Source organism: Kosakonia sp. S57, assembly GCF_016516575.1.
Classification (GTDB): Bacteria; Pseudomonadota; Gammaproteobacteria; order Enterobacterales; family Enterobacteriaceae; genus Kosakonia; species Kosakonia cowanii.
In genome coordinates this window covers 263,537-290,369 of sequence record NZ_JACVUL010000001.1, presented here as the reverse complement: position 1 = coordinate 290,369, position 26,833 = coordinate 263,537, and the positions used below count along the sequence as shown (strand labels likewise).

31 protein-coding genes are annotated in these 26,833 nt (G+C 52.3%); 13 read left to right on the top strand and 18 right to left on the bottom strand.

The window, feature by feature from the left end:
• The first annotated feature begins 98 nt into the window (after positions 1-98).
• Both IAE48_RS01485 and IAE48_RS01480 read left to right on the top strand, forming a co-directional pair.
• Positions 99-776, top strand: coding sequence for a response regulator transcription factor (locus IAE48_RS01485; RefSeq protein WP_200133228.1), 678 nt, complete (start codon positions 99-101; stop codon positions 774-776).
• Complete coding sequence (locus IAE48_RS01480) at positions 776-2,164, top strand: HAMP domain-containing sensor histidine kinase (protein WP_200133227.1); 1,389 nt, start codon at positions 776-778, stop codon at positions 2,162-2,164. Before IAE48_RS01485 ends, IAE48_RS01480 begins: the two co-directional genes overlap by 1 nt.
• Before the next feature lie 112 nt (positions 2,165-2,276).
• Here IAE48_RS01480 and IAE48_RS01475 read toward each other — a convergent pair whose 3' ends face one another.
• Together IAE48_RS01475 and IAE48_RS01470 are read right to left on the bottom strand one after the other, a co-directional pair.
• Positions 2,277-2,711: a GNAT family N-acetyltransferase gene (locus tag IAE48_RS01475; protein ID WP_200133290.1), complete on the bottom strand. Its 435-nt coding sequence runs from the start codon at positions 2,709-2,711 to the stop codon at positions 2,277-2,279.
• A gap of 185 nt (positions 2,712-2,896) precedes the next feature.
• Positions 2,897-3,484, bottom strand: coding sequence for a TetR/AcrR family transcriptional regulator (locus IAE48_RS01470; protein ID WP_200133226.1), 588 nt, complete (start codon positions 3,482-3,484; stop codon positions 2,897-2,899).
• Between the two features lie 278 nt (positions 3,485-3,762).
• Between IAE48_RS01470 and IAE48_RS01465 the strand changes: the two genes are divergently transcribed.
• Complete coding sequence (locus tag IAE48_RS01465; protein ID WP_200133289.1) at positions 3,763-4,941, top strand: MFS transporter; 1,179 nt, start codon at positions 3,763-3,765, stop codon at positions 4,939-4,941.
• 36 nt (positions 4,942-4,977) lie between these two features.
• Here the strand turns inward: IAE48_RS01465 and IAE48_RS01460 are convergent, their stop codons facing one another.
• A complete protein-coding gene (locus IAE48_RS01460) occupies positions 4,978-5,529 on the bottom strand; it encodes a cysteine hydrolase family protein (RefSeq protein ID WP_200133225.1) in 552 nt (183 codons plus the stop codon).
• A gap of 361 nt (positions 5,530-5,890) precedes the next feature.
• Here IAE48_RS01460 and IAE48_RS01455 point away from each other — a divergent pair, with 361 nt between their 5' ends.
• Together IAE48_RS01455 and IAE48_RS01450 are read left to right on the top strand one after the other, a co-directional pair.
• Positions 5,891-6,628 (top strand): SDR family oxidoreductase, encoded by a 738-nt coding sequence (locus IAE48_RS01455; RefSeq protein ID WP_200133224.1) that lies wholly within the window; start codon positions 5,891-5,893, stop codon positions 6,626-6,628.
• Positions 6,629-6,710: 82 nt separating this feature from the next.
• Complete coding sequence (locus tag IAE48_RS01450; protein WP_200133223.1) at positions 6,711-7,280, top strand: YceI family protein; 570 nt, start codon at positions 6,711-6,713, stop codon at positions 7,278-7,280.
• Between the two features lie 12 nt (positions 7,281-7,292).
• On the opposite strand, the gene IAE48_RS01445 is transcribed toward IAE48_RS01450, so the two are convergent.
• The 4 genes from IAE48_RS01445 to IAE48_RS01430 are packed head-to-tail and all read right to left on the bottom strand — an operon-like array spanning position 7,293 to position 9,750.
• Complete coding sequence (locus IAE48_RS01445; RefSeq protein ID WP_200133222.1) at positions 7,293-8,090, bottom strand: anti-sigma factor; 798 nt, start codon at positions 8,088-8,090, stop codon at positions 7,293-7,295.
• Complete coding sequence (locus IAE48_RS01440) at positions 8,087-8,602, bottom strand: sigma-70 family RNA polymerase sigma factor (RefSeq protein ID WP_200133288.1); 516 nt, start codon at positions 8,600-8,602, stop codon at positions 8,087-8,089. The genes IAE48_RS01445 and IAE48_RS01440 overlap by 4 nt, the downstream gene beginning before the upstream one ends.
• A 22-nt stretch (positions 8,603-8,624) precedes the next feature.
• The gene (locus IAE48_RS01435) at positions 8,625-9,140 is read right to left on the bottom strand and encodes a tetratricopeptide repeat protein (protein ID WP_370568924.1); all 516 of its coding nucleotides are present in this window, start codon (positions 9,138-9,140) and stop codon (positions 8,625-8,627) included.
• A gap of 31 nt (positions 9,141-9,171) precedes the next feature.
• Positions 9,172-9,750 carry a cytochrome b gene (locus IAE48_RS01430; RefSeq protein WP_200133220.1) on the bottom strand — a complete coding sequence of 193 codons (579 nt, stop codon included), beginning with the start codon at positions 9,748-9,750 and terminating at the stop codon, positions 9,172-9,174.
• A 236-nt stretch (positions 9,751-9,986) separates the two neighbouring features.
• On the opposite strand from IAE48_RS01430, the gene IAE48_RS01425 reads away from it, so the two are divergent.
• The 3 genes from IAE48_RS01425 (at position 9,987) to IAE48_RS01415 (ending at position 12,780) form a co-directional block, all read left to right on the top strand.
• Positions 9,987-10,469 carry a glutathione peroxidase gene (locus IAE48_RS01425; RefSeq protein ID WP_200133219.1) on the top strand — a complete coding sequence of 161 codons (483 nt, stop codon included), beginning with the start codon at positions 9,987-9,989 and terminating at the stop codon, positions 10,467-10,469.
• A 309-nt stretch (positions 10,470-10,778) separates the two neighbouring features.
• Positions 10,779-12,209, top strand: coding sequence for a hypothetical protein (locus tag IAE48_RS01420; protein WP_200133218.1), 1,431 nt, complete (start codon positions 10,779-10,781; stop codon positions 12,207-12,209).
• An 88-nt stretch (positions 12,210-12,297) separates the two neighbouring features.
• Entirely contained in the window at positions 12,298-12,780 is a 483-nt protein-coding gene (locus IAE48_RS01415; protein ID WP_200133217.1) for a YEATS-associated helix-containing protein, read from the top strand.
• A gap of 606 nt (positions 12,781-13,386) precedes the next feature.
• On the opposite strand, the gene IAE48_RS01410 is transcribed toward IAE48_RS01415, so the two are convergent.
• The 5 genes from IAE48_RS01410 to IAE48_RS01390 form a co-directional block, all read right to left on the bottom strand.
• Positions 13,387-14,091, bottom strand: a complete 705-nt coding sequence (locus IAE48_RS01410) for a competence protein CoiA (protein WP_200133216.1) — start codon at positions 14,089-14,091, stop codon at positions 13,387-13,389.
• Positions 14,092-14,339: 248 nt separating this feature from the next.
• Positions 14,340-14,798: a hypothetical protein gene (locus IAE48_RS01405; RefSeq protein WP_200133215.1), complete on the bottom strand. Its 459-nt coding sequence runs from the start codon at positions 14,796-14,798 to the stop codon at positions 14,340-14,342.
• 290 nt (positions 14,799-15,088) lie between these two features.
• A complete protein-coding gene (locus IAE48_RS01400; protein WP_200133214.1) occupies positions 15,089-15,493 on the bottom strand; it encodes a nuclear transport factor 2 family protein in 405 nt (134 codons plus the stop codon).
• 146 nt (positions 15,494-15,639) lie between these two features.
• Positions 15,640-16,125, bottom strand: coding sequence for a cupin domain-containing protein (locus tag IAE48_RS01395; protein ID WP_200133213.1), 486 nt, complete (start codon positions 16,123-16,125; stop codon positions 15,640-15,642).
• An 89-nt stretch (positions 16,126-16,214) separates the two neighbouring features.
• Entirely contained in the window at positions 16,215-17,045 is an 831-nt protein-coding gene (locus IAE48_RS01390) for an SDR family oxidoreductase (RefSeq protein ID WP_200133212.1), read from the bottom strand.
• A 100-nt stretch (positions 17,046-17,145) separates the two neighbouring features.
• Between IAE48_RS01390 and IAE48_RS01385 the strand changes: the two genes are divergently transcribed.
• Entirely contained in the window at positions 17,146-18,042 is an 897-nt protein-coding gene (locus IAE48_RS01385) for a LysR family transcriptional regulator (protein ID WP_200133211.1), read from the top strand.
• A gap of 58 nt (positions 18,043-18,100) precedes the next feature.
• On the opposite strand, the gene IAE48_RS01380 is transcribed toward IAE48_RS01385, so the two are convergent.
• Positions 18,101-19,093, bottom strand: coding sequence for an AraC family transcriptional regulator (locus tag IAE48_RS01380; protein WP_200133210.1), 993 nt, complete (start codon positions 19,091-19,093; stop codon positions 18,101-18,103).
• 61 nt (positions 19,094-19,154) lie between these two features.
• Here IAE48_RS01380 and IAE48_RS01375 point away from each other — a divergent pair, with 61 nt between their 5' ends.
• Positions 19,155-20,396, top strand: coding sequence for an MFS transporter (locus IAE48_RS01375; RefSeq protein ID WP_200133287.1), 1,242 nt, complete (start codon positions 19,155-19,157; stop codon positions 20,394-20,396).
• Between the two features lie 43 nt (positions 20,397-20,439).
• Here the strand turns inward: IAE48_RS01375 and IAE48_RS01370 are convergent, their stop codons facing one another.
• Positions 20,440-20,901: a helix-turn-helix domain-containing protein gene (locus IAE48_RS01370; RefSeq protein ID WP_200133209.1), complete on the bottom strand. Its 462-nt coding sequence runs from the start codon at positions 20,899-20,901 to the stop codon at positions 20,440-20,442.
• 131 nt (positions 20,902-21,032) lie between these two features.
• Here IAE48_RS01370 and IAE48_RS01365 point away from each other — a divergent pair, with 131 nt between their 5' ends.
• On the top strand, positions 21,033-22,238 hold the full coding sequence (locus IAE48_RS01365; RefSeq protein WP_200133208.1) for an MFS transporter: 1,206 nt from the start codon (positions 21,033-21,035) through the stop codon (positions 22,236-22,238).
• Between the two features lie 2 nt (positions 22,239-22,240).
• Here IAE48_RS01365 and IAE48_RS01360 read toward each other — a convergent pair whose 3' ends face one another.
• Positions 22,241-23,722, bottom strand: coding sequence for a PLP-dependent aminotransferase family protein (locus tag IAE48_RS01360; protein ID WP_200133207.1), 1,482 nt, complete (start codon positions 23,720-23,722; stop codon positions 22,241-22,243).
• 253 nt (positions 23,723-23,975) lie between these two features.
• Between IAE48_RS01360 and IAE48_RS01355 the strand changes: the two genes are divergently transcribed.
• Positions 23,976-24,431: a GNAT family N-acetyltransferase gene (locus IAE48_RS01355; RefSeq protein ID WP_042716608.1), complete on the top strand. Its 456-nt coding sequence runs from the start codon at positions 23,976-23,978 to the stop codon at positions 24,429-24,431.
• A 100-nt stretch (positions 24,432-24,531) separates the two neighbouring features.
• Positions 24,532-24,918: a hypothetical protein gene (locus tag IAE48_RS01350; protein ID WP_200133206.1), complete on the top strand. Its 387-nt coding sequence runs from the start codon at positions 24,532-24,534 to the stop codon at positions 24,916-24,918.
• Between the two features lie 107 nt (positions 24,919-25,025).
• Here IAE48_RS01350 and IAE48_RS01345 read toward each other — a convergent pair whose 3' ends face one another.
• The 3 genes from IAE48_RS01345 to yjbE form a co-directional block, all read right to left on the bottom strand.
• Positions 25,026-25,637 (bottom strand): hypothetical protein, encoded by a 612-nt coding sequence (locus IAE48_RS01345; RefSeq protein ID WP_200133205.1) that lies wholly within the window; start codon positions 25,635-25,637, stop codon positions 25,026-25,028.
• A gap of 206 nt (positions 25,638-25,843) precedes the next feature.
• Positions 25,844-26,200, bottom strand: a complete 357-nt coding sequence (locus IAE48_RS01340) for a hypothetical protein (RefSeq protein WP_200133204.1) — start codon at positions 26,198-26,200, stop codon at positions 25,844-25,846.
• 241 nt (positions 26,201-26,441) lie between these two features.
• Positions 26,442-26,693 carry an exopolysaccharide production protein YjbE gene (gene yjbE, locus IAE48_RS01335; protein ID WP_042716606.1) on the bottom strand — a complete coding sequence of 84 codons (252 nt, stop codon included), beginning with the start codon at positions 26,691-26,693 and terminating at the stop codon, positions 26,442-26,444.
• Positions 26,694-26,833: the final 140 nt, after the last annotated feature.

Sequence of the window (26,833 nt, the reverse complement as noted above, 5' to 3'; positions counted from 1 at the left end):
GAAAGCCTGAAGCGCGTAACGGTGAGATAAACCTGATAGATTTCAGCAACCGTTTTTTCTTCAGACGTTCTTCATTCACGCCTGGTAACGTAACTATTGTGAAAATTCTACTTATCGAAGACGACCTCGATCTTGGCAACGGCGTACGTATTGCGCTGGCCGATCAAGGGCTAGACGTCATATGGGTTCGCCGCAAAGCGGATGCGCTGCATCAGCTCGATCTCTGCGTGCCGGAGCTGGTGCTGCTGGATCTCGGGCTGCCCGACGGCGATGGCATGAGCCTGATGGCGGCGTTGCGCCAGCGGCTCAACAGGATCCCGGTCATTATTCTGACTGCGCGAGGCACGTTGCAGGATCGCCTGAGCGGGCTGGATGCCGGTGCTGATGATTATCTGGTCAAACCCTTTGTGCTCGCCGAGCTGCTGGCGCGGGTGAGAGCCCTTGCGCGGCGCAGTTACGGTTTTGACAATGAGGTGATCGACATTCGCGGGTTGTCTCTTCATGTACCAACGCGGCGCGTGACCGTAAGCGCACGCACGATTGAGCTGACGGCAAGCGAGTACGCGCTGCTTGAGACGCTACTGTTGCGCCCCGATCGCGTGGTGACGCGCCGCTTTCTGGAAGAGCGCGTCTTTGGTGAAAAAGAGAATATGAGCAACACCCTCGATGTGCATATGGGCAATCTGCGGCGCAAAATTGGCGAAGGGTATGTGCGCACGGTGCGCGGCGTAGGGTATGTCATTGATACCGTTCCGATCGAGAAGAGGGAAGGGTGATGGGAACATTCTGGCGCAGCCTGAAGGCCCCGACGCTGGCTCGGCGAATTATCATCGCCCAGATGCTGCTGCTTACGCTGCTGTGGTGCCTCTTTCTCACCTTTATTTTGTGGGAGGACCTGCGCAGCCCGCCGATCCTCACCGGGAGTGAGACTTACGAAACCATCTTTACCATGGTCGATCATATGGACGATCGCCCGCGGGAACGAACCAGGATGCTGGAAGCGTTCAGTCGGGCGTTGCGCGAGGGGTATGGCGGCGGTGACGACCCGGCGCTCTCCATCAGCCTTATCGTGCGCAAGCATCACGCGATTATTTACGCCTCTGAAGGCGCGCCATCCGGGGTCACCAACAGCAGCTATGGCAAGCTACAGAAGAGCGAAAGCGAAGGGCGCAGCTGGACCAGCCGTACCCTGAAATCAGCAAACGGCGATACAGAGGTGACGCTTATCACGCCTGCCGGCAGCTTGAACTTCTTTATCTACCTCAACTCGCGCGGCTACTACATCTTGCCGCTGCTGGTCTGCATCCCGTTTCTGCTCTTTCCCGCCTGGCTGTCGATCCGCATCGCCATGCGCCCCTGGAACAGGGTGGTCAGCGAGATTGCCTTACGCACGCCGGAGGATCTCTCGCCCTTAAACGCCGTGCCAAAACATAAAGAGCTTCGCCAGATGGTAGATGCAATCAATGACTTTCTGGCGAGATTGCGGGAAAGCACGGAGCGGGAGCGGGTGTTTATTGCCGATGCCGCGCACGAGCTGCGCACCCCGCTGGCGGCGATGCGCATCAATGTTGAGGCGTTGCAGGGCTATATCAGCAGCGAGCGTCAACAGGCGTTGCTGGCAGGAATTATTCGTAGCAACAGCCGTGCTGCCCGTCTCGTTAATCAGTTGCTGCTGCTGATGCACAGCGAAGCGCGCACCGATACGGTGATGGCTCCCGTGCCGCTGACCTCGCTTATCCAGGATCGCATGGCGGCGCTATCGCCGCTGGCCGCTGAGCGGCGGATTGAACTGGAGTTTTACGCCGATGATGAGTTTTGCATCGACGGTGTCAGGGAGCGTCTGATGTCGCTAATTGATAACGTTATTGAAAATGCCATCAAATATAGCCCGGAATGCGGGCGGGTTGAGGTCGCAGTGCGAACGTGTGGTGCATTCACCCAGCTTCGCATCTCTGATGCCGGACCCGGCATCCCCGTTGAGCTGCGCGAGCGCGTCTTCGACCGCTTTTTCCGCGATCCCAATCAGATCCAGAGCGGCAGCGGGTTAGGGCTCTCCATCGTCAGGGCGGTGGCGCAGCAACACAATAGCCGCGTTAGCTTAAGCACCTCTGAAGAGGGCGGATTAGTGGTGACCGTTGAGTTTCCCGGCCACACCGCTGCCTGAAAAAAAGGAGCTGCTTTACGAAGCGTATCGGCTTCTTAAGCAGCTTCACCTCACGGGAGAAAAGGGAAGCGATGGATCACGTTTCACCCGGGCGTTGTGTCGTAAGGGTTTGTTATTGGTTATGTTTGCTGGTGTAGATGTCAGGCCGGCTAATGGACCAGGTGTAATTTTGCCGGTTCACCGGTTGATAGCCAAACTTTTCATAAAGCCATGGCGCGGTTGTGGTGAATAACACGATGGTACGAAGCTTTTCAAACACCGGGTGACGATGAATAGACTCCATAAGCCATCTTCCCAACCCTTCGCCCTGGTGCTCCTCAAGGAGATAGACATCACACAGATAAGCGAAAGTCGCGTGATCCGTTACCAGGCGTGCAAACCCTATCTGGGTTTCATGGTGATAAACACCAAAGTTAAGGCTGTTGGCGACTGAAACTTTGACGGTCTCCAGATCGATACCTTTTGCCCATGTGGATCTCGTCAAATAGTGGTGCACTGCCTGTATGTCCAGTTTTTCGTTGTCTGTGCTAACCAGAAAATCATGCATACGCCATTCATGTATCGCTGAAGTGCTCACGCTCACACCTGTCAAAATGATGTCGGGAAACTGCACATTATCACTATCTGCACGCCATTAACCCCCACTGGATCTGGCTGGCTTTTTGTGAAGTCTGAAAGGTTAGCACTCAGGCATACGCTTCGCAGCGGCCCTTTTATGCCGCGATGCGCACGCTATTTAGCTGGACGTAATCCGCGAAGTAGCAGGTTCAGCGCGGCAATGCCTTGCGCGAGGCGCGTATCGCTTTCATCGCTATCGGCAATCCAGAACGCGGCTTCAGCCAGGCTTCCGTAGATCAGCGAAGCGAGCCCCTCCGGGTCGGCTTCTTCAATTACGCCCTGCTGGATCAGATCGCGAATCAGGGTCTGCATGGATTGCACGCAATGGCGCTGCGACTCAGGTGAAAAACCGCCCAGAACGGCTTTGGCATCGCGCAACATAATGCGCTGAAACTCAGGCTCCAGCGCCATCTCAAGGCAAGCGCGGCAACGGCTGCAAAAACCTTCCCACGGATCGGCTGCACTGTCCGAAATCGCCTGGAGCCGTTGATCCATTTCATCATCAATTTGCTCTACTACCGCGGCCAGTAAGCCTTTTTTATCCCCGAAGTGGTAATAGAGCGCACCACGCGTCAGCCCTGCCTGAGCAGTCAGATCATCCATCGAGGTTTCAGCGAAGCCATGCTCTTTAAAAAAGTGGCGGGCAGTTGTCAGCAATGTCGCTCTTGTCTCTTCCATCTCGGCACGGGTACGGCGAACCATGATTTTTCCTTTACATACGCAATGAATGATTATTTACATACGCAGCGTATGAATATAGGATTGTTTTCATACGCCTTGTATGAATTGTCGCTGTGCCACGGCGTTGTGGCAAGCACATGCTACCGGAGAATGAGATGGCAACACTCTATCGAGACCTTTTTTCTGCCCCTGGAACCGGCCGTTTTACGGCGGCTGGGCTGATTTTAGCCGCGTATGCCTGGCTAGGTTGTTGTTCGGATCATTGCGCCTGACAGGGCGCTCACATAAGGAACTGCATGATGAGTACTTTCTCTGGCGCGACCCAGGTTCGCGGTTTATGGACGCCGGTCCTCGCGGTTGGTCTGGCAACATTCTCTGTAGTGACGACGGAAATGCTGCCGGTCGGGTTGCTGACTTACATCGCCGCCACGCTCTCTGTCACCACAGGCAGTGCGGGGCTGGTGATCTCTCTGCCAGCACTGCTTGCTGCGTTATTCGCACCCTTCGTGGTTATTGCATCGGGGGGGATCGATCGGCGTTTGATACTGTGTGGCCTGCTGGTGCTGCTGATAGTGGCTAACCTGGCCTCGGCGTTGGCATCCAGCCTGGCCATGATGCTGATGGCGCGCGCCCTTGTTGGCTTATGCATGGGGGGAATCTGGGCCATCGCTGGCGGTCTGGCGGCGCGCCTGGTGCCGGAGAAATCGGTTGGCCTGGCGACATCCATTATATTTGGCGGTGTTGCGGCCGCATCGGTACTCGGCGTACCGCTGGGGGCGTTCATTGGCGATGCGATCGGATGGCGTTGGGCTTTTGGCTGCATGGCGCTTTTTAGCACGCTGGTCCTGGCGCTGCATCTTGCTGTTATCCCGCCTTTGCCTGTTGCTGCTTCCGCGAAGGTCGGCCAGTTCATTGCGCAACTTACCAACCGCACATTAGTGGCAGGTTTGCTCCTGACACTGTTGCTGGTTACCAGCCATTTTGCGGCTTTTACCTTCGTACGCCCGCTGTTGATCTCCGTGTCCGGATTCCATACCCAGTGGATTTGGGCGATCCTCTTCGCCTACGGTATCGCGGGCATCATTGGTAATTTCCTTGTGGGGATTGGCGCTGCCCGCAATACCACGCGCACGCTGATGGTGGTGGCAACGGCACTGGCCGTAACGCCGCTGCTTTTTCTGAGCGCAGGGCAGACGGTCATGGGCGGCGGGGCGATTTTGATTTTCTGGGGGCTGGCATACGGTGGGCTCTCCGTCGGGCTGATGACCTGGATGATGAAAGCCGCTCCCGACGCCGTTGAGATAGCCGCAGCCCTTTATGTCGGCATATTTAATATTGGCATTGCGACAGGGGCATGGGTTGGCGGGGAGCTGGTTGATGCGTTAACGCTTACCGCGCCTCTGTGGCTTGCCTGCGCATTAGCGATTGCAGCTCTGTTATTAACCATGATGCCGGGTCGTATCTCTGCCCGAAGATAACTGTAGCGCCCCCCAGAATCAGGGGGGCATCAACCTTCAGGCGTTTTTGTCAGAGCCAAAATGCCATTCAGCTGCGGTCGAAAGCGTTACAAACGGCCCGCCGAGCGTGGCATTGTGATGGCTGATGATGTCACTTGCTGACAAGCATTCGCTATCCATGGTGGTGTGCGCATCTGAAATCAGCACGGTTTTAAAGCCCCGCTCCGGCGCTGCCCTGCAGGTCGTATCGACACAAAACTCTGTTTTCATGCCGACAATAACCAGCTGTTTTACGCCTGCCTGCTCGAGGTGATGCAGCAGGATCGTATCCCGAAAACAGCTGGGGTACTTTTTAACAAAGATGATATCCCGCCCGGCATCAACATCCATTTCCGCTATCAGTTGCGTTAGCGGGCTCTGCTCTGAGAAGGGCGAGTCATCTGGTCCGGTGTGGCGGGCAAAAAAGATCGGCACCCGATCCTGTCTCGCTTTAGCAATCAGCAGGCAAATATTTTCCAGCACGCTGTCTGCGCAGTGTGGGGCAACAGGGCCACGGAAAAGCCCCTGCTGCATATCGATAACCAAAAGTGCCTTGTCAGATGAAATCATGATGTGTCTCCATTCAGCATGTTATGAACGGAGAGATCGTTTTCCCCGTCCGGTTTGGCGGGGGCGAGGATCTGTTTGTCAGAATTCAGTCACAGATAACTCCACACCGCCGCAAGGCCCGGTGGTGGTGGTCGTTATTGAGTGAACTGACTTAATCATTTTCTGGCCTTTAGTGATGCGTTAACGATTAAAACAGCAAAGAGAAAGATGACAGAAGCGCCTCTTCGCTTATAACACCAGGCAAATAACGTTTTCAATCTCTAATCTGAACAACGCTCATTTAAAAATGGCACGAACGGAAAGATGTCACCCCGCCTCCTCATGTATATCTCCCTTCACAGAGAAAAAAGAGGAGATGAAGATGCTGAAAGGTAAAAGAGCGGTTATTACCGGCGGGGGCAGGGGATTTGGCCAGGCGCTCTGCGTATGGCTGGCGCGAGAGGGCGTTGAAGTCGCTTTTTCCGCGCGGCGGGCTGAGGATATTGAGAAAACCTGCGGCATCATTACCGCGGAGGGCGGTGTCGCAAGAGGGTATCTCTGCGATTTAGCCCAGCCTGAATCCTTCTCTCACTTTGCCGATCGGCTTTTAGGGTCAGACAAGCCCATCGACATGTTGATCCTCAATGCTGCGCAGTGGTTGTCAGGCACCTTAGACGAGCAGCCTGCGGCAGACATTATCACGACCATCAACTCTGGCGTGACCGGGTCGATTCTGCTGACGCAAGCGTTGCTGCCGGGGCTTCGGCGATCAGAGAGCGCGGATATCGTCGCCATCATCTCTTCATGCGGTATCCCGAACTTTACGGACTCCATTGCCCACCCGGCGTTTTTCGCCAGCAAGCATGGGCTTAGCGGGTTTATCACGAAACTGTCTCAGCAACTTAGCGAAGAGAATATTCGGGTTACCGGGCTCTATCCACCTGATTTTGAAGTGACAGGATTAGACCCGATTGCTGCGAGCCAGGCGAAAATGGGCGAGCGTCTGCTGAATGGGCGTTCGGTCTGGGAGACGATGCGTTTTGTGCTGACGCAGCCGCGAAGTTGCCATATCGGCCAGATTTACTTCCAGGGCCCAACCCGCGAAGCGCTGCAACCGTAGCACTTTCAGATTCAGCAAAAGGGAGTCGAATAAAAAACCGGGTTGGCACGTTTACACGCTAAACACCCCAGGGATTATCAACATGACGCGTATCGTGCCTGCCATCGCTCTCGGATTTCTGTTCTGTTCCTCTTCGTTATTTGCCAGCCCGGCTGACTACCGTATTAATTCGCAGGAGACCACCATTACCCTCTCCTGGCAGGCATTTAGCGATATGTCACAGGCAAGGCTAGGAAATGTCACCGGGGATATTGCGCTTAATGCTGGCAACGACAGAGATGACACTGTCCATGTTGCCATTCCGGTGGCGACGCTCAATGCCTCGAATCAGCTGTTAACCTGGCAGATGAAAAGTAGCCTCTTTTTTGACGCTGAACGCTACCCGAACATCATATTCACCAGCAGCCGGGTGGTGGCGATCGGGCAGGGCCACTATCGGATCCTGGGCACTCTGGCGGTGAAGAACATTGCGCGCCCGGTGATTCTGGATGCCTTGCTGAATGATAAAACCAGCGGGCCAGAGAACCTTTCCCTGCATGCAACAACCACGATTTCACGCTCGGCGTTCAATATGGCCAGTTTCGCGACATTGGTTGATGACCATGTGACCATCAATATTGCGATTCAGGCCCGCCTGCACCGGGCCGTCTGAGCGCGCCTTTGACTATGAAAGCGCCGCCTGCAGGGTGAGCGCGTTTTGCTTCAGCTGGGACGTGGGGTTGCGGCCAATCAACACAAACTGGTAACCGTCTGCATGCCACCAGACAAGGTTCATCTGGTGGCGCTGCTCGTGATTCAGCTCCGTGCGCACGGGCTGGCTGTCCGGCGAAATACAGAGCGCCATCGGGCCATAATCGGCATGCATCCAGGCGATCTGCGCAATGGAGGTGGTGTCGTAACGCAGGATGCGCACCATTTTCAGCTCTGCTCCGTGCAGTTCAAGTTGTTGCTCATTCGCCCGTAAACCGATGTCCTGTGCCGTGCGTGCCAGCCCGCGCTGCAATGCTGTGGGCGAGCTGTCTGCATCAAGCAGCGTCTCTGCGCTGTAGAGCGACATATACTGCGCCTCAAGGTCACGAATTTTTTCGCTCTCTCCCAACGTCTTTGTTGCAGGACGTGCCAGATAGCCCAGCCCGGAGCCGATCACCAGAAAACTGAGCGAGGCGGCGATCAGCGCCCGTCGCCTGACACCATTGGCCTTCGCTTCAGTTGCAGCTGGCCGGGCGAGCAGGGTGGCGAGCTGTGCTTCCATACGTGACTGCGGTGCTTCATTCAGCAGTGGCGCAAAAGCGCTGGCAATCTCGTGCTGATTAAGGCTTAACGCGTCAGTGCGTGCGGCGAGCTTTGCATCCTCAGCCAGTGCGGCTTCGAAGCGCCGGGCGTCGCTTGCCTCCATTTCGCCATCCAGCCAGGCGACGATAGCCTCATCGCTATAGGGCGCTGTAAATCTGATGGATTTCACTGTCGCTTCTCCTGTACAGGTCGCGGGGCGTGCATAAGCTGGGCAATTTTCGCCCTCGCCGTCGCCAGCCGGCTCATGATGGTGCCAATCGGCACAGACAAGGTATCTGCCGCTTCCTGATAGGTAAAACCTTCGACATAGACCAAAAAGACCGCGTTGCGCTGTGCTTCCGGCAGGTCGCTGACGTGCTGCATAATTTTTCCATAGTGCAGGCGAGCCTCATCCTGCTCATGGGTCTCCGGCGCCAGCAGTTCATCACTTTCGACGAAGCCCTGCCCGAGGCGCACCCGGCGGGCACGCACATCTGAGATCCAGATGGAGTGCAGGATGGTGAATAACCAGCTGTCGATGCGCGTGCCGGGGGTGAACTGCGCGCTTTTTTCCAGCGCGCGCACACAGGTAGACTGCACCAGCTCTTCGGCAACCTCACGATTGCGCGACAGCACCAGCCCATAGCGCCACAGGCGTGTCAGATGTTCAGCAAGATGCTGGCGGACGTCACTGCTAGTGATTTTTTTATCCTCATACCTTTACTCAGGATCCAGCATGGCTGTTAATTGCCGCTTCGAGATCCCGATACTCCTCGCAACTCTGCCCGCAGAGTGTGGCGATGGTTTTCAGTTGTGCTTTCGCCAGGTCAGGACGCCCTTTGATAAGCCACGCTTCACCCAGATATTCCCGCACTTTGGCATAGGTAGGATCGAGGGCGATAGCGCGCTGATAATAGCCGATACCCTCATCCGTACGCCCCAATTTGCGCGTGGCGTAGCCGCGATAATTCCACGCTTCAGCCGTATCGCCCTTTTTCAGCGTGTTGAGCAGATTCAGGGCAGCCTGATACTCCCCTTTTTTTGCCAGATGATAGGCGTAACGGGTTTTATCTTCATCACTGAGCTGGCCTGTTTTTTCGGGCACGCACTGCTTTGTCGAACTGTCGTACACCTGCCCGGTTGGGCAATCCGGCGTTTTGCTGTTACTGCTATCGTCCCCGGCGGCAAAAACCGGCGCGCTTAACAGAACAAAGGCCACAGGCAGCAGACGTTGAATCATGGCGGTGGGTAATTTCATGGTGGACTCCAGGTTAACGAAACGCACGGCCGGGCAGCATGCGCCGCAGCACGCCGTCCCGTAACAGGTAGTGATGGAAAAGCGCGGCCAGCGCATGCACCAGCGCCAGTGAGATCAGCGCCCACGCTACCGTGTCGTGCCACCCAGCAAGGGTATGCCGCAAGGTGGGGGGAATTTCCACCCAGCCTGTCAGGTCGAACAGACCAAAGAACTGGAAAGGCTCATGCTGTGACCAGCGGAAAAGAAACCCGAGCACGATTTGCGTAAAAAGAAGCAGATAGAGCGCGCCGTGCATGCCGTGCGCGAGCCCTTTCGCCAGAGTGGAACCCTCGAGCGGCGGCATTGAAAACTGGCGAGAGCGCTGGCTGAATAGCCGCCAGAGCGGGCGGACAACCATCACCAACGCCAGCAGGATGCCACAGGAGATATGCACGGCCTGCAACCCTTTTCGCAGCGGCGTCCCGCGCTCCATCAGCTCCCAGATATGTGCGCTGGCAAAGAGGAAAATGACGCTGGCTGCGGTGACCCAGTGCAGTATCAGGGTAAAACTATCGTAGCGCTGTCGTGTCAGCGCCGGTGTTGTTGCGGTCATAAAGCGATTCCATCAGTCTGTTGATGATGGGTAAACGCAACACCCTGGGGATCTATTCGATAAAAAAATGTTTTTCGCTTTTTACCCCGGCAAGCGGCGCTAAAAAGAGGCGGCTATCACGCAGCAAAACCGCGAAGCGGTGCGGTTTGTTGTTCTTTAGCGCCAACTTTGCCACCATGTGCCCCCAGACACGCGCTGAGCGGTAATGTCGACCTGTTCTGCTACGAGGACCTCATATGAGCACTTTTCATCAACATACCGCCACCAGCCTTAGCGGCGAGCCTGTTCCGATGACCGACTACGCGGGGAAGGTGGTGCTGGTCGTTAATACCGCCAGCCATTGCGGCTTCACGCCACAATACGCCGGCCTCGAAATGCTCTATCAGAAATATGCCGCCCAGGGGCTGGTGGTGCTCGGTTTTCCCTGTAACCAGTTTGGTAAACAGGAGCCCGGCAGTGCGGATGATATCGCGCAGACTTGCCACATTAACTACGGCGTGAGCTTTCCGATGTTTGAGAAAATTGAAGTCAACGGCGCCGCCGCGCATCCGCTGTTTCGTTACCTGAAAAAGGCGCTGCCCGGCGTACTGGGGGAGCGGATCAAGTGGAACTTCACCAAGTTCCTGATCGGCCGCGACGGCAAACCGATCAAGCGCTTTGCGCCGTTTACCAAGCCGGAGAAAATGGAAGCATCTATCGTTGCTGCGCTTGAAAGCTGAGTTCAGCGGTTAATCGAAGGCGTTATTTTAGGATGTTGGGGCAAAGTACCCGAGCTGCAAAACCGAATACGCCCACCGTTGGGATGCTGTGACAAGGTTAAATGTACCTTTTATGGCAATCTTGGATGGCTCCTGCTTGATTCGTGATAGGTTGTATCGTATGAAGTATGTATTGGCTCCAACCCAAATACTGGTGGCGTTTGTTCGTAAATAGCTTAACGAGTTTAGGCAAGGGATGCTCCTGACGTCGCGCCTCTTCTAAAAGGGTTAGCAGTTCTCTAATCCTCAACCAGATAAGGAAATAATAGTATGAGTTCAGAATTGATTGCAAAACCTGGAACAGGGTTGCTTTCCACAGACACAACGAAATTTGAAGGATATTTAGCCTATCTTGGTTTGCCGACCGAAAATATAATTGCCTCTCTCCCTGAGCGCCAAATTATTGAAAACAATCTCCCCGCATTCATAGAATCTTTACCTGCTGAGGTAAAAAGAGATGCGCGATATTTATCAAAGTTCGTTGCTGGTGCGGCTATAGGACTATTTGACGCATCATTGAATTATGTTTGGAATGAAGTCGTACTGAATTTAAGGGAAAAAGTGGTAGTTTATGGTCTCGATATGTTCTTTGATGCCGCAGTCGGCGGAGGACGTAGAGAGCTTTATTCTACCGAAGAAGATCTTTCTGGTTTAAAAGACAACACCCTTATTAATACATGCCGTAAACTTGAATTAATATCTGACATTGTTTACACCAAGCTCAATCATATATTGACTATGAGGAATGACATTGGTGCGTCGCACCCAAATTCATACTCCATAAATGCTTTTGAACTTCTTGGCTGGCTCCAAACATGCGTTCAAGATATTTTGAACGACAAACCGTCTGCATCTGCCATACAAATAAAATCATTCATTGAGAATCTTAAAAGATCCACTGATGTCCTTGATGAAGCCACAATTCAAAGCATGGAAAGACCTTTGAATGATCTGTCGCTTCAGAATACTGACAATCTACTCAATAGTATTTTCGGCATATATATATCTGATTCAACAGGAAACGTTGTCAGAAAAAATATCGCTCTTTTTGCTCCGCATATTTGGAATAAAAGCAGTGAGAGCGTCAAATACAAGCTCGGCGTGACTCTAGACGGATACAAGAACAACCTTCATAACGAGAAACATGCTTTAGGCATTGAATTTTTTACGTTTTGTGATGGTAATCGTTATCAATCATTAGACTCTAGAATTATATCACTGGACGGCCATGCCGACGATCTCTTAGAGGCTAGGTATGCTTGGGATAACTTTTATAATGAACCCCCTCATATGCGGAAAATTCTTTCGTATTTAAAGACTGAAAACGATATCCCATCAGAGAGGGTTCATAAGCTTATTAAAACAGTTTTGATTTGCCGTGTTGGTAAAGGAACACCATATAATACTGGTGTTTCTCCGGCGGGGCGCCCCTTGTATGATCAGTTTTTTGGTATGCTTGGCGATCAAAATATTATCAATACAGTTATAGCAATGCACTCTAATGAAGTGCGCGTTAATTTAGACAATAAATACTGCCAGCAACATATGGTAAGCGTTTTGACTTTGTTAAGAGCCAATGCTCGTAGCGAAAGAATTCAAGAAATTATAGATTTTTTGATCGCCAACCAAACGAACCTCCATAAAGTACACAATGATAAGAGATATAAAGATATAACTAAGAATCACATCAGTTTCGGCTAACAAAGCGCTGCACACGGACTAAAATTACGCTGCGCTTCATTTAGCCGGTGAGCGCGGTGTTGGGCTCACCAGGGAATCATAGAACGTTATGACTCATGAGGTAATTGTTGCATTAATAATGGCCACAACGGGAATTTTAGGCGGCTTGGCTAATTTTCTTTCTGATGATAACTTGAAGTTTGAGTTTCGATCGGTTGCTAAAAGCATAGTGTTAGGTGTTTCTGTGTCGGTAATGGTTCCGCTATTTTTGAGTATGCTATCGAGCAGCTTGCTCGTTGAATTAAGTACGATCACTGTAAGTTATTTTATTCTGGCTGGTTTTTGCATGGTTGCCTCTATTTTTTCAAGATCATTTATCAATGGCGTGTCATCGAAGGTATTAAACGATCTGAAACAAAAAGCTGAATCCATCGACAAAAAAGTAGACAGTTATGAAGAACCTGTTAAACCTCTGATTGAAAGGTCAGAAGAGCTAGGAGTTGAGTCAAACGAACCTTATGATTTCAAAGGAGAAAGTATAAAATCAAAGCTAAATGATAGAGATTTAAAAATACTGTCAGCTATAAATTAGAGCAAATATACAATAAGAACCTCTAGTGGTATTGCTCAACAGCTTGGTATGGCGGCAAATAGCAGAGAAGTTATTGGCCGACGCTTGAGAGAAATGAAAGATATCGCTCTCGTAGACGAGGTAAAAGGACTGGAGCCTATAAGCCCAAAACCTCGATGGTATCTAACAAATTGAGGTCGCGCAGTTTAAAGAAATTGGAATAATGTGACAGATGAAAAGCCTAACAAGCGCATGTTGTCAGACAGGGTTTCCGCTGTGCTACAAACCAGCCGCAAATGCGTGCGTTATACCTAAAGAGAGAATTGAGGCGTCGAATAAACCCCTACATGCAATTCCTACAAGAATTTGGTCGACCATCTGGGGAGTTTACACGCGTCGAATTTAAAGATAACGGCTGTTATGAAGTCACTTACTCTTTTGGCCATGCAACCGTAACAGATTCCTTCAGCGGCAAAAATTTGAAATTTTATTTGACATTGGCGCTCACGCAATATTTGACACTATCGCGAGGCTGTATCATCATTTACATCTAGTCTCGAGCGCTTTTACGAATTTGCAATCCGAATTCTAGTTTTGTCGGCCACTACACATAAGCTGATACTGCCACTAGGAGTTTGAGCGTTTAACTGCATCTATAAATTCTTCACGAGTAAGCAAGCACAGGGCATACTCTCCTTTCAATAGAGGAATGCCATTGTTAAGTTTTTCGGACAATCTCTTATTGGCTAGAAAGAAAATGTGTCCTTTGAAGTCGAAGAAAACATAGGCGTTGGATCTCTTCCATTTCTCTATAAACTGCGTGCTACGACCAAACCACTGCATTATAGCGAAGCTATGATCATCATGCTTCACATTACGGCTTTTAAAATCAAGAGAAATATGGAAATTCCAGCCATTTGATGAAGTTGACGAAGCATCAATATGCACTAGCCAGAACATACGTCGTCCCTTTCTATAAAATGTCTCACGGGAAATTCGTTCCTCTTCGGATATAGGTGAGTGCTGGAGCTCTAAGACTGTCTCAAGGCCTGTACCTTGCCCATATAGTATATCTGCCCGATGAAGTTCATTTTTTAAATCGTCCTTGAGTGAAACTTCTCGGCACTCTTCATTGAAATACTCCTTCCAGCCGAGATGCCATGGGCCTTCAGGTTCACTCCAAGTATCGCAGTCTCTAGCTTTATGCCTCCAGTGGTAAATGTTTTGTGCAGGTAAAACGGCTGATAACGTGCCCCCGCAATCCCTGCATATTGTCTTTTCACCCTTAACTAATGGCTGACGTCTCTTACCATCAATCCAGGCATAGATCATAAATCGCCCCATTTATATTCAAGAAGTCCATAAGTAATTCTTTCATATTAATCAGTCATGAGAGGAATTGCTAACTTCCGCTTTTCGCTCACAGCGGGCTTCAGTAGTCCACAGCAGTCTGCTATGTACCAAAATCGGACATGAAAAGCATCTTGGCGAATAATATCCATAATGCTTCTCTGTATACATTTCTCACGATATCCAACTGAAGATGATTTTTTACACTTTCGAAATAATATGTTGTCAGATTATTTTATCCCATAGTTAATTTCTAAGGCCATGGATGATACGAAATTATCTTGTTTATCTTTGGGTTTTGTCCACCATGGACCTGGGTTTTCATCAAAATCCTTAAGTGCTTGTTGAGTTTTAGGACCAAAATAAATGCTTGAGAGATAAATAATGCTCTGAAACTCGCCTTGAGCATCAGTTAATTTATCAACAACCAGTTGATCAACTTTACCTTTTTTTATCATGTTAAGGTGTTCATTCCAAATATCTTGCAAACCCGGAGATTTACCAAAAATCTTAGCAGCTCTATCAATGATGGTAATTCTCTGTTCGATTATTTTAGTCTGGTATTCATAAAGGCGAGATTCTTTTTCGGTAACAGAGTTCTGGTAGTTTGTAATAAGTACTCCTCCTAAAGTTCCTAATATTCCAAGAAGCGCTAATGCAAGCGGAAGGATGATATCTTTAAAATACATCCCTCTCCGTTTATTTCGTGTGATATTTTTTTAAAGTTATTGGCATTCATGTTTACCACCTTTGCTTACTTAAGTTTATAAATAAAAAACCACTGTGATTTTAATTAAAGCATTTTACCAACATGCTTCATAGAGGATTTAATCGTTATTGGTAATGATATTTTATAATAATACCATAACTATTTAGATTTTTCTGCAATGTCCGCTCTTCGCTCAAAGCAGCCCTTCACTTCAATTAGCTCGTCCGCTTCGCGCCTGAAGAGGACATTTAACGCAAATCACACCAGCCATCAACGGCACGCCTCGGAAACGGCATAGCTATCCTCGAACATGCGAAAGCGAGTAATAAGGCCGTTTTCAATCTCCATATCGAGGACAAATTCTGTTTCGATCAGCTTGTCGGTTTTTTTAACCCGGGATGCAAGCTCTCCAATCGTCACAACCCGCTTATCCTTGACGAGGATATCTTTGATTTCAAACCGCTCTGGCGTCAGGTGTGAGCGGATTTGTGCATAAAATTCTGCCACGCCTTTTCTGCCCTCTTTGCGGCCAATCCACGGAACCAGCCGGGTATTTCCCGCCACCAACCAGTCGACGTTCTCACTCACCAGCGCCGCGATCTCATTCACGTCTTCTGCGTTGGCGATACGGTGAAAAAAGGTTTCTGCTACTGCCTGCGGTGTTTGATTTGTCATGGCGTGTTACTCCCGGTAAGCGTCGTTAAGTGTCATCAGCCTAAAAGAGCGTATTAAAAATAACCTTATCCAGCGGTGCGGTTTGGTAGGGTTTTTGAGCGCCGTGACAAGCTTCTTTTGCCGCAGCGCGCACCAAATTCAACTCCTCACGGTTCGCCTTCCCAGTAATCGACGCCTTTACCCCTGAAGTCGAGCACCCTGAAACCATCATCTTTCTGATTGGTGGATTTCACTAAATATTTATTCGAATCCGGGTATTCGCACACTTCGGGGAACTCCATGGTGCTGACAGACATATACATCAGCGGCAGGGAGGAGGTGTTGATAATCTGATGCGGCCACGCTTTCCCGGGCGGAATGGTAATAACGTCTCCCTCTTCGATGGCAATCATCCGTTCGGCGATCCTCAGCGTGCCGTTCCCCTTCAGAATGATAAACATCTCCTCCTGAACATGATGGAAATGGAAGGGCGTCGATCTTTTCCCCGGCGGAAGCGTATCAACAGAGGCGCCGAGCTTTTGGGCCAGCGTGCCGGAGGTGAGCGAACCGCCCTCTGAGGCATAGAGAGGCTCCCGCTCAAAACGTATGTCATTTACTTTATTGAAGTTTTTTATGGTGAATGTTTCGCTCATTAGGTCACTCCATAGTTATCTGAGTCCAGCTCAGTTTTTTAATGACACTGATACATTACGCGATCCGTTACTATTTTCACCTTATCCGCTTACTTCTGCTCACGATCGGCGCTATACGCTACCGCTTTCATCTCCTGCAACGCTTCAAGGCGGCTTTCCAGCGCGGCGTTGATATTCTCATAAGCCGTGCTGCCGAGCGGCAGGCGAAGCGGGGGGCTGGCAGCGTCCGCCGCTGCAATCATTGCCGCCACGCACTTCTGCGCATCGCCTTTGATGGCGAACTCACCCGCAAGCAAAGCCGCACGCAGTCTCCCCGCGGGCGTATCGCGGTAGGCGGGCAGGGCATCGGCAATATCCAGACCTGCACCGAATTGCGTCGCCGTCGGGCCTGGCTCGACCAGCAAGAAGTCAATGCCGAAGGCCGCAACTTCCTGACGAACCGCTTCGACAAAGCCTTCAACTCCCCACTTCGTCGCATGATAGAGACTGAAATCAGGATAGGCGATCTGCCCCCCTTCTGACGAAACCTGCACAATTCGCCCGCCGCCTTGTTCTCTCAACAATGGGATCGCCGCGCGGATCAGTTGAATGGAGCCGGTGAGATTGGTGGCGATTTGCCGCTCAATCTGGGCATCGTTCAGCTCCTCGGCGGCACCAAACAGGCCGTAGGCGGCATTGCTGACCACCACATCGATGCGTCCCGCCTGCGAAAATGCCGCCTCAATGGTCGGTTTTATCGTTGCCGACTGGCTCAGATCGAGCACGATGACCTGCAAAAGGTCGCCATACTTCGCTGCCATCTCATCCAGCACAGCTTTCTTGCGCACGCTTGCAACCACCCGATCGCCGCGTGCCAGCAGCGCTTCACACATCAGGCGACCCAGGCCGCTGGATGCGCCGGTTATTAGCCAGGTTTTCATTATGCTTATCTCCGTTTGATAAAGTGGAAACAATCATAAAACGAATGATTGATGCCATAATCGCCCTGAACTGGAATGAGCTGGTGTGGAATATTCAACAATGAAACGTCCCTCCTGGAATGAACTGTTAGCGGTGAAAACCGTTGCCGAGCAGCGGAGCTTTAGCCGCGCGGCCGATATGCTTGGGCTGAAACGCTCGTCACTGAGCCACACGATCAAAGGGCTGGAGACATCGCTTGGCGTGCAGCTCTTTCTGCGCACCACCCGCAGCGTTGCGCTCACCGATGCTGGTGAAATGCTGATGGCGCGCCTGTCGCCGCTGCTGGCTGAAATGGATGAGTTGCTAAATGATGTGAGCGCCAGCGCGCAGCAGCCTTATGGCACGCTGCGTATCAGCGCCAGCGATACAGCGATCGGCCTGCTGCTGGAAACGGTGTTGCCGGACTTTATCCAGCAAAAGCCCGGAATTGAAATTGATCTGGTGGCGCAGGGGCAACTGGTCGACATCGTCGAGCAGGGGTTTGATGCCGGCATTCGTCTGGTTGAAGATGTGCCGGGCGATATGATCGCCATTCCTCTCAGCGGGCCACTGCGCTTTGTAACGGTCGCTTCGCCCGCTTATCTGGCAGGGCGGCCAACGATCTCGCATCCGCAAGACCTGATGCAACACCGCTGTTTGCGCCAGCGTTTGCCCGGCGGAAAACGCTATCACTGGGAGTATCAGCAGGGTGACGCGCAGTTCGCGCTGGATGTGCCGGGTAGCCTGACGCTGAATAACAGCGCGTTAATGGTCGAAGCCGCCGTCGCCGGTTTAGGCATTGCCTATGTGCCGGAGCGATACGCCCGCCGCCATCTTGGCGATCGGCAACTGGTGACGCTGCTTGACGACTGGGCGGTGGCGTCAGCAGGAATTGCGCTCTACTTTCCGCAACATCGCCATATGCCCGTCGCATTGAGGCTTTTTGTCGACAGGGTCAAAGCGATGCAGCGTGGCTGAACCTGTTCCGTGTGAACAGACCGCTATTATGGCTGCCACCCAGCCACACATCTTTCGCTCAACGTTGTCGCAGCACGCCGGGAGGGCATCCATTGATGCGTTTGAACGCACGGCTGAAGGCGGCCTGCGAGGCATAACCCAGACGCTGGGCGACCGTCTCGATGGCGAGTTTCTCATTGCTGATCCAGTGACTTGCCAGGCGCATACGTAACTCCGTGGCATAGCGTAAGGGCGAGACACCAATGGTGGACTTAAAACGATCGGCAAAAACAGAGCGAGAGACATTCGCCTGGCTTGCCAGTTCGGCAACGCTCCACTCCCGGCCTGGATCGCGGTGGAGCGCCAGAATGGCGCGCGCCAGGCGGGGATCGCGCAGGGCAGCCATAAGACCAGAGGCGTTTTCTCCGCCGGACTCGATCCATCCGCGCACGATCATGGACGCGGCCACCTCGGCAAGCCGGGCGAGAATACCGGCGAAGCCAATACGCCCGGAGCAAATTTCACTTTTCATCGCGTTCATGATGGGCACCAGCCCCGGATAACGCTGCTCCCCGGCGTCAACCACCATTGCTTCAGGCATCAGTTTACCCAACGCCTGCATCGCGCCGAGATCAAACTCCATACAGCCATAAAAAAGCACCGTGCTTGGCGTCGGCAGTGTACTGGGGCAGGTGTCGACCCCATGCACGGATTCGCCGATAGGCGCGGCACCCAGTTCATCAATGTGCTGAAAAGTACTCGTTGCGCTGGAGAGCAGTTGATGGCTGGCGCCCTGGGGCATAAATACCGCGCTTCCGGCTTTGAGTGCATGCAGCGTGCCATCCCTGAGGCGTAAAAGGACGTCACCCACCGCGACGTAATGGAAATAGGCGTGGCCCGGTTTGGTGTCGAAACCGACGCCAAATTCGGGCCCGGTTTGCACACGACGGTACTGAACGCCGCGCAGGCGTAAACCCATCAGCAGTTCACTGATCAAATCGGAGGAGAGGGCAAAATGTGCTTCTGTGTTCATATCAGGCGTTTCGGGTAAAAATGCAGGACGCAGCATCATAGATCGTCCAGACGTTCAACTCTAGACTTTGGGTGGAAATTTAACCCAGGAAGAGATTGTGATGAGAAATGATGTAACTGAAGCACGATGCACAAAGGTCAAAGAGGGTAAAGGATCAGGATCGGCATGGCTGGCGGTGTTTTCACTGGCAATGGGCGTGTTTGGTCTGCTGACGGCGGAATACCTTCCTGCCAGTTTACTGACGCCGATGGCCTACGATCTGGGTGTCACCGAATCGATGGCGGGCCAGGCGGTCACGGTAACGGCAGTGGTCGCGCTGTTTGCCGGGCTGGTCGTTCCCCGGCTAACCCGCAGCCTCGATCGACGAATTGTTCTGCTTGGTTTCACGGCCCTGATGATTGCCTCTAACCTGCTGGTTGCGCTCTCTTCGAGCCTGATGATTGTTTTAGCGATGCGCATCCTGCTCGGGATCGCGCTCGGCGGGTTCTGGAGTATGGCAGCAGCCGTCGCCATGCGCCTCGTGCCTGAAAACCTGGTGCCGCGCGCGCTTGCCATCATTTTCAGCGGTATTGCTGTCGGGACAGTGGTTTCGATACCGCTGGGCAGCTATCTGGGGGGAATGTACGGTTGGCGCAGTGCCTTTATCGCAGCAACAGCAGTAGGGGCGCTGACGCTGATCGTCCAGCTCTTTACGCTCCCCGCGATGCCGCCGCGCAGCACGGTGAAAACGGTCTCAGTGGCAGACTTACTCCGCAGGCCAGGCATTGCGACAGGTATGATGGGATGCGTACTGGCGCATACCGGTCAATATGCGCTGTTTACCTATATCCGCCCGGCGCTGGAGAGCGTTGTGCCGCTGGATGTCGATCGCTTGTCGTTGATTCTGCTGGGCTTTGGCGTCGCCAATTTTATCGGCACGCTGCTTTCCGGTTGGCTAATCGAGCATAGCCTTCGCCTCACTCTGGTGGTGATGCCAGCCATTGTCGGTGCAGCCGCATTAAGCATGATCATATTCCCACTTGCGGAAAGCGGGCTGATGCTGCTGGTTGCGATATGGGGGCTGGCATTCGGCGGCATCCCGGTAGCCTGGTCCAACTGGGTAGCACGCGCTGTTCCGGATCAGGCGGAAACGGCCGGCGGCATGGTGGTCGCCGCCGTACAATCCTCAATCGCTATCGGGGCGGCGCTGGGAGGCGTCATCTTTGGCCTGAGCGGCATAACCGGTGTCTTTGTTGTCGCAGGTGGCGTCATGTTCCTTGCTGCGCTTGTTATTGGCACAAAAGTACGTCTTGTGCAGGCAAGCAGCGCGCGGGCGAATACCCCTGCAACCTCATTTGAATAACGATCTCTCTTTAGCTGGCCCGCCAGGCCAGCTAAATCGACGACTACGCTGTGCCACCTGACGTCACCCGCTGGCGGTGGCAATCCGCCGGTTCCACTTTTTTCCCCTCTGCGGAGCAGACACGTAACGGCTGCAGAGGCTGACCGCTGGTGTTATCTACCAGCACAGAGTGCACCTCTCCCTCGGCAAAGAGGTAGCGCTCACCCCATTGCCGCATCGCCACCACAATGGGAAACACCGCGCGGCCTTGGTCGGTGAGGACATATTCACTGTAGGCGCTGCCATCGGATGCCGGACAGATCTCAAAGATGCCGTGCTCAACTAACAGTTTGAGGCGAGCGGCGAGAATGTTTTTTGCCAGCCCCAGATTTTTTTGAAACTCACTGAACCTGCGCACATCGTCAAACGCTTCCCGGATAATCATCAAACACCAGCGCTCACCAATCGACTCGAGGGTTCGGGCCACGGGGCATTCACTGGTTCTGAGGGATTCCTGTTTCGCCATTTCTGCACTCCCGGCATCTCTTTTGAGGGAGATGAGTATAAGTCCCTCGCAAACTGGTTGCAAAAGAAAACCGTCAATGCTATCTCTGTCGCTCTTGTGGTTTTAAAAAACAACCAGAATGGGCGGGCGCGATGAGGAATAAGTTGAGTGTAGAGGCGGGTATTACGCAGGATGCAGGATCTGGCGCTGCTCTGGTGCTGAAACCGGGCATTGTTTTTTTGTTCTCGCTGATAAGCGCGCTGTCGGTGGCAAATGTTTACGCGTCACAGCCTTTACTGGAATCCATTGCGCTGACGCTCAATATTCCCCAGGCGGTGATTGGCAGCGTGGTAACAGCCACCCAGGCGGGCTATGCGCTCGGGTTGATTTTTCTTGTGCCGCTCGGGGATGGGATTAACCGAAAAACCCTCACCATCACGCTGCTGTCGCTCTCGGCTACGGCACTGCTGGCGGCGGGATTAGCGCCCAATTTTGTCACTCTGCTGTGTGCGCTGTTCTTTATTGGCCTGCTGGCGGTGGTGGTGCAGCTGGTGGTGGCCTGGGCCGCCACCCTGGCGGCACCGGAGCAACGCGGGAAGATTGTCGGCACGGTGACCAGCGGCATTGTGTTGGGTATTTTGCTCTCCCGCGTTGTCGCTGGCAGCCTGGCGGATATTGCTGGCTGGCGGGCGGTTTACCTGACCTCCGCCTGTCTGATAGTGCTGATGGCTTGCCTGGTGGCGAAAACGGCACCCGCTCCATCCGTTGAGAGGCAAACCGCGCCTTATTTCTCTCTGCTGCTCTCGGTTTTCAGGCTCTTTATCACCGAGCCGCAGTTGAGAAGAAGCGGTGCGTTCGCGCTGCTTATCTTCACTGCGTTCAGCATGTTGTGGAGCGCGATGGTGTTGCCGCTCACCGCGCTGTCGTTATCCCATACGGAGACAGGCTTGTTTGGCCTGGCAGGGGTGGCCGGTGCACTGGCCGCGGCGAAGGCGGGTGCCTGGGCCGACAGAGGCTGGGGGCGCAGCGCCTGCGGTGCCGCACTGGTCATGCTGACGCTCTCGTGGTGGCCCATCGCATGTACCGAATCTTCGCTGCGGTGGCTGGTTGTTGGCATCCTGATGCTGGACTTTGCCGTGCAGACGGTGCACGTCATCAACCAGAGCACACTCATCGCCGCCAGGCCAGAGGCTGCAAGCCGAATGGTGGGCGCGTACATGTGTTTTTACTCGACGGGCAGTGCAACGGGCGCAATTGTTGCCACCCAGCTCTACGCTCACTTTGGCTGGAGCGCTGTCTGCATAACCGGGGCGGGCGTCAGCGCCTGCGCATTTCTGCTCTGGTGCGTAAAGAGATAGTTTCATCCGCGCGCGTGAAAAATCGCCGCCAGCTTCAACACGGCGGACTCAATTTCCCGCTCGTTGTAGGCGGCAAAGCCCATCAGAAATCCTGTTGAGGCAGGTTGGCCTGCATATAACGCGGTCAGCCCGAGCATATCGACATCGGCGCGGCGGGCGGCGAGGGCAATTTCAGCTTCTGCAATCCCCTCTCTTAGGTGGCAGGGCATCTGCATGCCACCCGCTGGCGTCACCCAGGTGACGAAATCAGCGAGGTGCTGCGCTATCAGGCTGGCCAGTTTGTCACGCCGCGCAACATAGACGCCGCGCATCATCCGCACATAAGCGCCAAAGTGTCCGCCCTCGATAAATTTAGCCAGCGTCAGTTGGGGAATGGAGGCGGTATGATCATCCATTAATGTACGCGCTATCGTCAGCGGCTCTACCAGCTCATCGGGAACAATCATGTAGGCGATGCGCAGCCCAGGAAAAAGTGATTTCGTGAAAGTGCCGATATAGATCGTCCGGTCAGAGCCATCCAGCCCCTGGACGCAGGCCATTGGCTTGCCCTCATAGTGAAACTCACTGTCGTAATCATCCTCAATGATCCACGCCTGGTGCCGGTTTGCCCAGTCGATAACCGCCAGCCGCCGATCGAGAGAGAGCGTGGCGCCGCTAGGGTACTGATGAGACGGGGTAAGATAGATCGCCCTTGCCGGTTCGCTCAGGGCGTTAAGCTGCTCAATCGACAGGCCGTTCTCATCAAGTGCAACCGGCAGGGTCTTTAGCCCGGCGGCTTTGAACGCTTTATGCGCCCCTTGATAGGCGGGATCTTCAATCACCACGCCATCGTTGTTATCCATCAGCACGTTGGAGCAGAGTGTGAGTGCCTGCTGGGAACTGGTGACAATGATGATGCGATCTGCCGTAGCGTGCGCACCACGCTCCAGGTTGACATACTCAGCGATCGCCCGTCGTAACCGTTCCATACCCTGAGGCGGGCTTTGATCGAGAGCCTGGTGACGATACTCTTTCAGCACCTGGCGTTGCAGGCGCTCCCAGGTATGGATCGGGAACAACCGTGTTTCAGGAATACCCGGTGCCAGCGGGCGAGGGCGGGAAAACTCACGCACCCCTCCGCTTTCATAGATAACCTCTCCCCGGGCGCTGAGCGCGGGTTTGCGCGCTCCAGCACTTGAACGGCGCTGCCGGGCATGCGATTTCAGCAGCCGGGTACGGGGCGAGACGAAGCTCCCTTTTCCGGTGTGCCGTTCAATAAACCCCTCCGCATGCAGGCGGCTGTAGGCGGCTTCAATGGTATCCCGCGAGACCGTAAGCGATGTTGCCAGCGCGCGGGAGGCGGGAAGCGCTTTCCCCTCAGACAAGATCCCGTCGAGGATAAGCGTGCGTATCGCCCGCTGGATTCTCTCATGCAGCGGCAATGATCCGTTGGCAGGATCGATCATCCACGCTTTTACCGTTTCAAGTTGTGCATGCTTAAACATTGGCCCTCCCCGCCATGACGCATCTTAACCGCCAGTCTAAAGCAACAGGGGAAAATGCCGAACCTAAATTGGTCTGCTCTGCACGCCAAAATTGGTGGGGCTAAACGTGCCATTGCCTGCTTATAATCATTTCGCAAGCCTGATTAGCTATTTCCATTCAATGGGTGGGAATTTACCGCCGGGATCTATTCCGGTGCAGCTTATTTGCGCCTGCCGGGCACGTAACAGATATAAAAAAAGAGAGGTCATTACTATGAGTAATACTATTTTTACGATTGAAGCGGTCATCGAGAGTGATTATGAAGGCTGGTTGCCGCTGTGGGAGAAATATCAGGAGTTTTATAAGGTAGATATTCCCGAGGCGGTGACCAAACGTACGTGGCAACGATTTTACAGCCCGGTTGAACCGGTATTCTGTGCGGTGGCGAAATATAACGGCAAGGTGGTGGGGTTTGCTCACTATCTCTTTCACCGCTCAACCTGGGCGGAGAGCGATTATTGCTATCTTGAAGATCTCTATGTTTGCGAATCCGTTCGCGGCCAGCAGGCGGGCAAGCAGCTGATTGAATATGTGCAGCGCGAGAGCAGAAAGCGTCACGCCAGCCATCTCTACTGGCATACCCACGAAACCAATTATCGCGGGCAGCGTTTATATGACTGGGTGGCGAAGAAGAGCGGCATGATTGAATATCGCATGCAGGTGAGATAGCGATATTTTTTGCATCTTTCATATACCTCAAAAATAAAAAGCAGGACTTCGCAGCAAGCCACGCGCCGCAGCCGTTTTAATGTGAACAGGATGGAAAATAGTGAAGAAGATACTTTTGTGTGGCCTGATACTGGCCTCTGCGTCATGCGCTGATTTCCAGAAAAGTATGCAAGATCAGATGAGAGCGGTGAACGCTGCGCTCACACCTAAAGGCTCAAACGTGCCGCAGAGCGCCTCTGCCAGGAGGGTGGGCACCATCACAAACGAGCAGTGCAAAACCAGCATCGGCAAGAGCCGCAGCTATTTCGAACAGATCATTGGGTTCAAACTTAACGAGTCCAACTCGTCCAGCTATACCTCTTTTTCGCAAACCTACAATTTGAAAATATCCGACAGGAAAGATCGCCTTGGCGGTAACTATGCCATCTGCGTCATTGCCATCGATCCGCAAACTGATAAAGTCACGACATTCTCTATGCCGGTTTAATACCGTGCAGAGAGGGTAATAAAACGGGGGCATACACAGGTGCTCCCGTTTCTATATGCATTACGAACCCGGCCAGCTTATATGTCTTGACTGATGGATAAAGCGATTTACAACAAGGCGCTGAGTGCGATAACTAATTGAAATGAAAGAAGCACTAACGCGACTTTAAACCATGAAAGTTGCCGATGTTTTTTAAAACTGAATTTGCCGAATACGCGGTTAAATTTTGATTTTTTAAGTAAGAGTTTACCAATCAGGCAAAGCCAGAAAAAATTCAAAAGCGGGATTGCGATATAAAGCAGCGGAAAAGCGGGTATGGTGTTGTTTTCTATTAGAGCTGCAAGGATTTTTCCCGGCCAAAAAAATACAAAAGAGACTAAGGATAAGAATTTGAACAGCACACTAAGTGAGTGATTGGAGTGCTGGATTGAATACGTCAACCATGTGAGCATCCAGCTGCCCACCGTGCTTAGCACCACACCTAAGATTTTGTCCCATGCACTATCTGATATGCCAGATGATCCCCCTGAGTATGAGCGGTATGAGGATTGTGAACTGTAATCAGTGTTTTGGTTGCTGTACGAAGATGAAGAATCGTAGCTGTTATTATTCTGTTTATAGCTTTGTTCGGCTTCATCTTTATTATGATAAATACCTCCATCCTTTCCTTCAAAGATGTCAGCACCAAAAATATTCTTACCCTTATAATCTGAGCTCATACTTGCCCCTGTTTCGCGATCAACTTTGCCATTTTTGGCAAAGCAAATTAAATCTATCTTCAGATGTTAACTATAAAAATGACAATACATCATACTGAAAACGTTTCCGGGCCGCTACAAAGCATAAAGGCGATCTGAATAAGGCGTGGGGAAACTGAATTCTGTGAAGCGTAGAAAGTAAAAACCCGGCCTTGGCCGGGTAATCATCAGCTGGCGTTTTCACAGCCCGGCTGAGCACGGTCAATGACCTGAGTGCCTTCAACGAGGTAGCCAAATTTGCCAAACAGGAAAGAGTAGTTAAACTGCGTCACGACAATATCTGATAGTGCGACAGAGCAACGATCCTTTTCAATTGCGCGATCAATAGCGGTTTTTACATTAGGAATACCTAACGGGAAAATCACTACCGGGGCAGAATCCTCGGCTTTCACGCGAGCACCTTTTACAAACTTATTTGAGTTAAGGTTATAATTTTTGGTGCTTGCTACTGTCAGGTCTGCCACGCGGGAACTGCACCCGGTTACCATCATTACGCCAACGACTAAAGCTAAGAACTTATTCATCTTATATTTCCAATTATTGCAATCAGAAATATCTTAACATTATTATGGTGCAATTAAAGCTACCATAATTGTCACTATTGAACAGAGAATAGACAGAAAACAATTTCAAGGCTTATTTGAGGCCGCATATGTGAATACGTATTTAATTCCGTACTGACAAGCGCGCAAATAAAACGGGAACCTTAGGGTTCCCGTTTTGCGTACAATGCCAGCCGCCTGAACTCGTCAGGCGAAGCGCAACTTACTGTGTTGACGTGGTGGTGGTCGTCGTGGTGCCGGTATTCGAACCGTTATTGCCGCCTGCCGCCATCAGTGCGAGGCCGGTTATGGCTGTAGCGACGGTCACTCCTGCAATGGCGGCAGACCCCACGGCAAACTCAGAGGCGTTTGCGCCAGCCGCTTCACCGCTATTGATCTCCAGGGCAGAGCCCGGCGCGGCAACAGCGTTACCCGCCGCTGCAAGCAGAACCAGGGCAGCAATTGTCATTTTCATTTTTCTCTTCTCCATATAACGTTTCCTCCATCAGGGCAATGACACCCACCCATACACTATTTTTATTGTTACTTAAGTGGAATTTATAACTGTATCTATATGTTAAATATGATTTTTATTCACTTGTGATATGACTATCA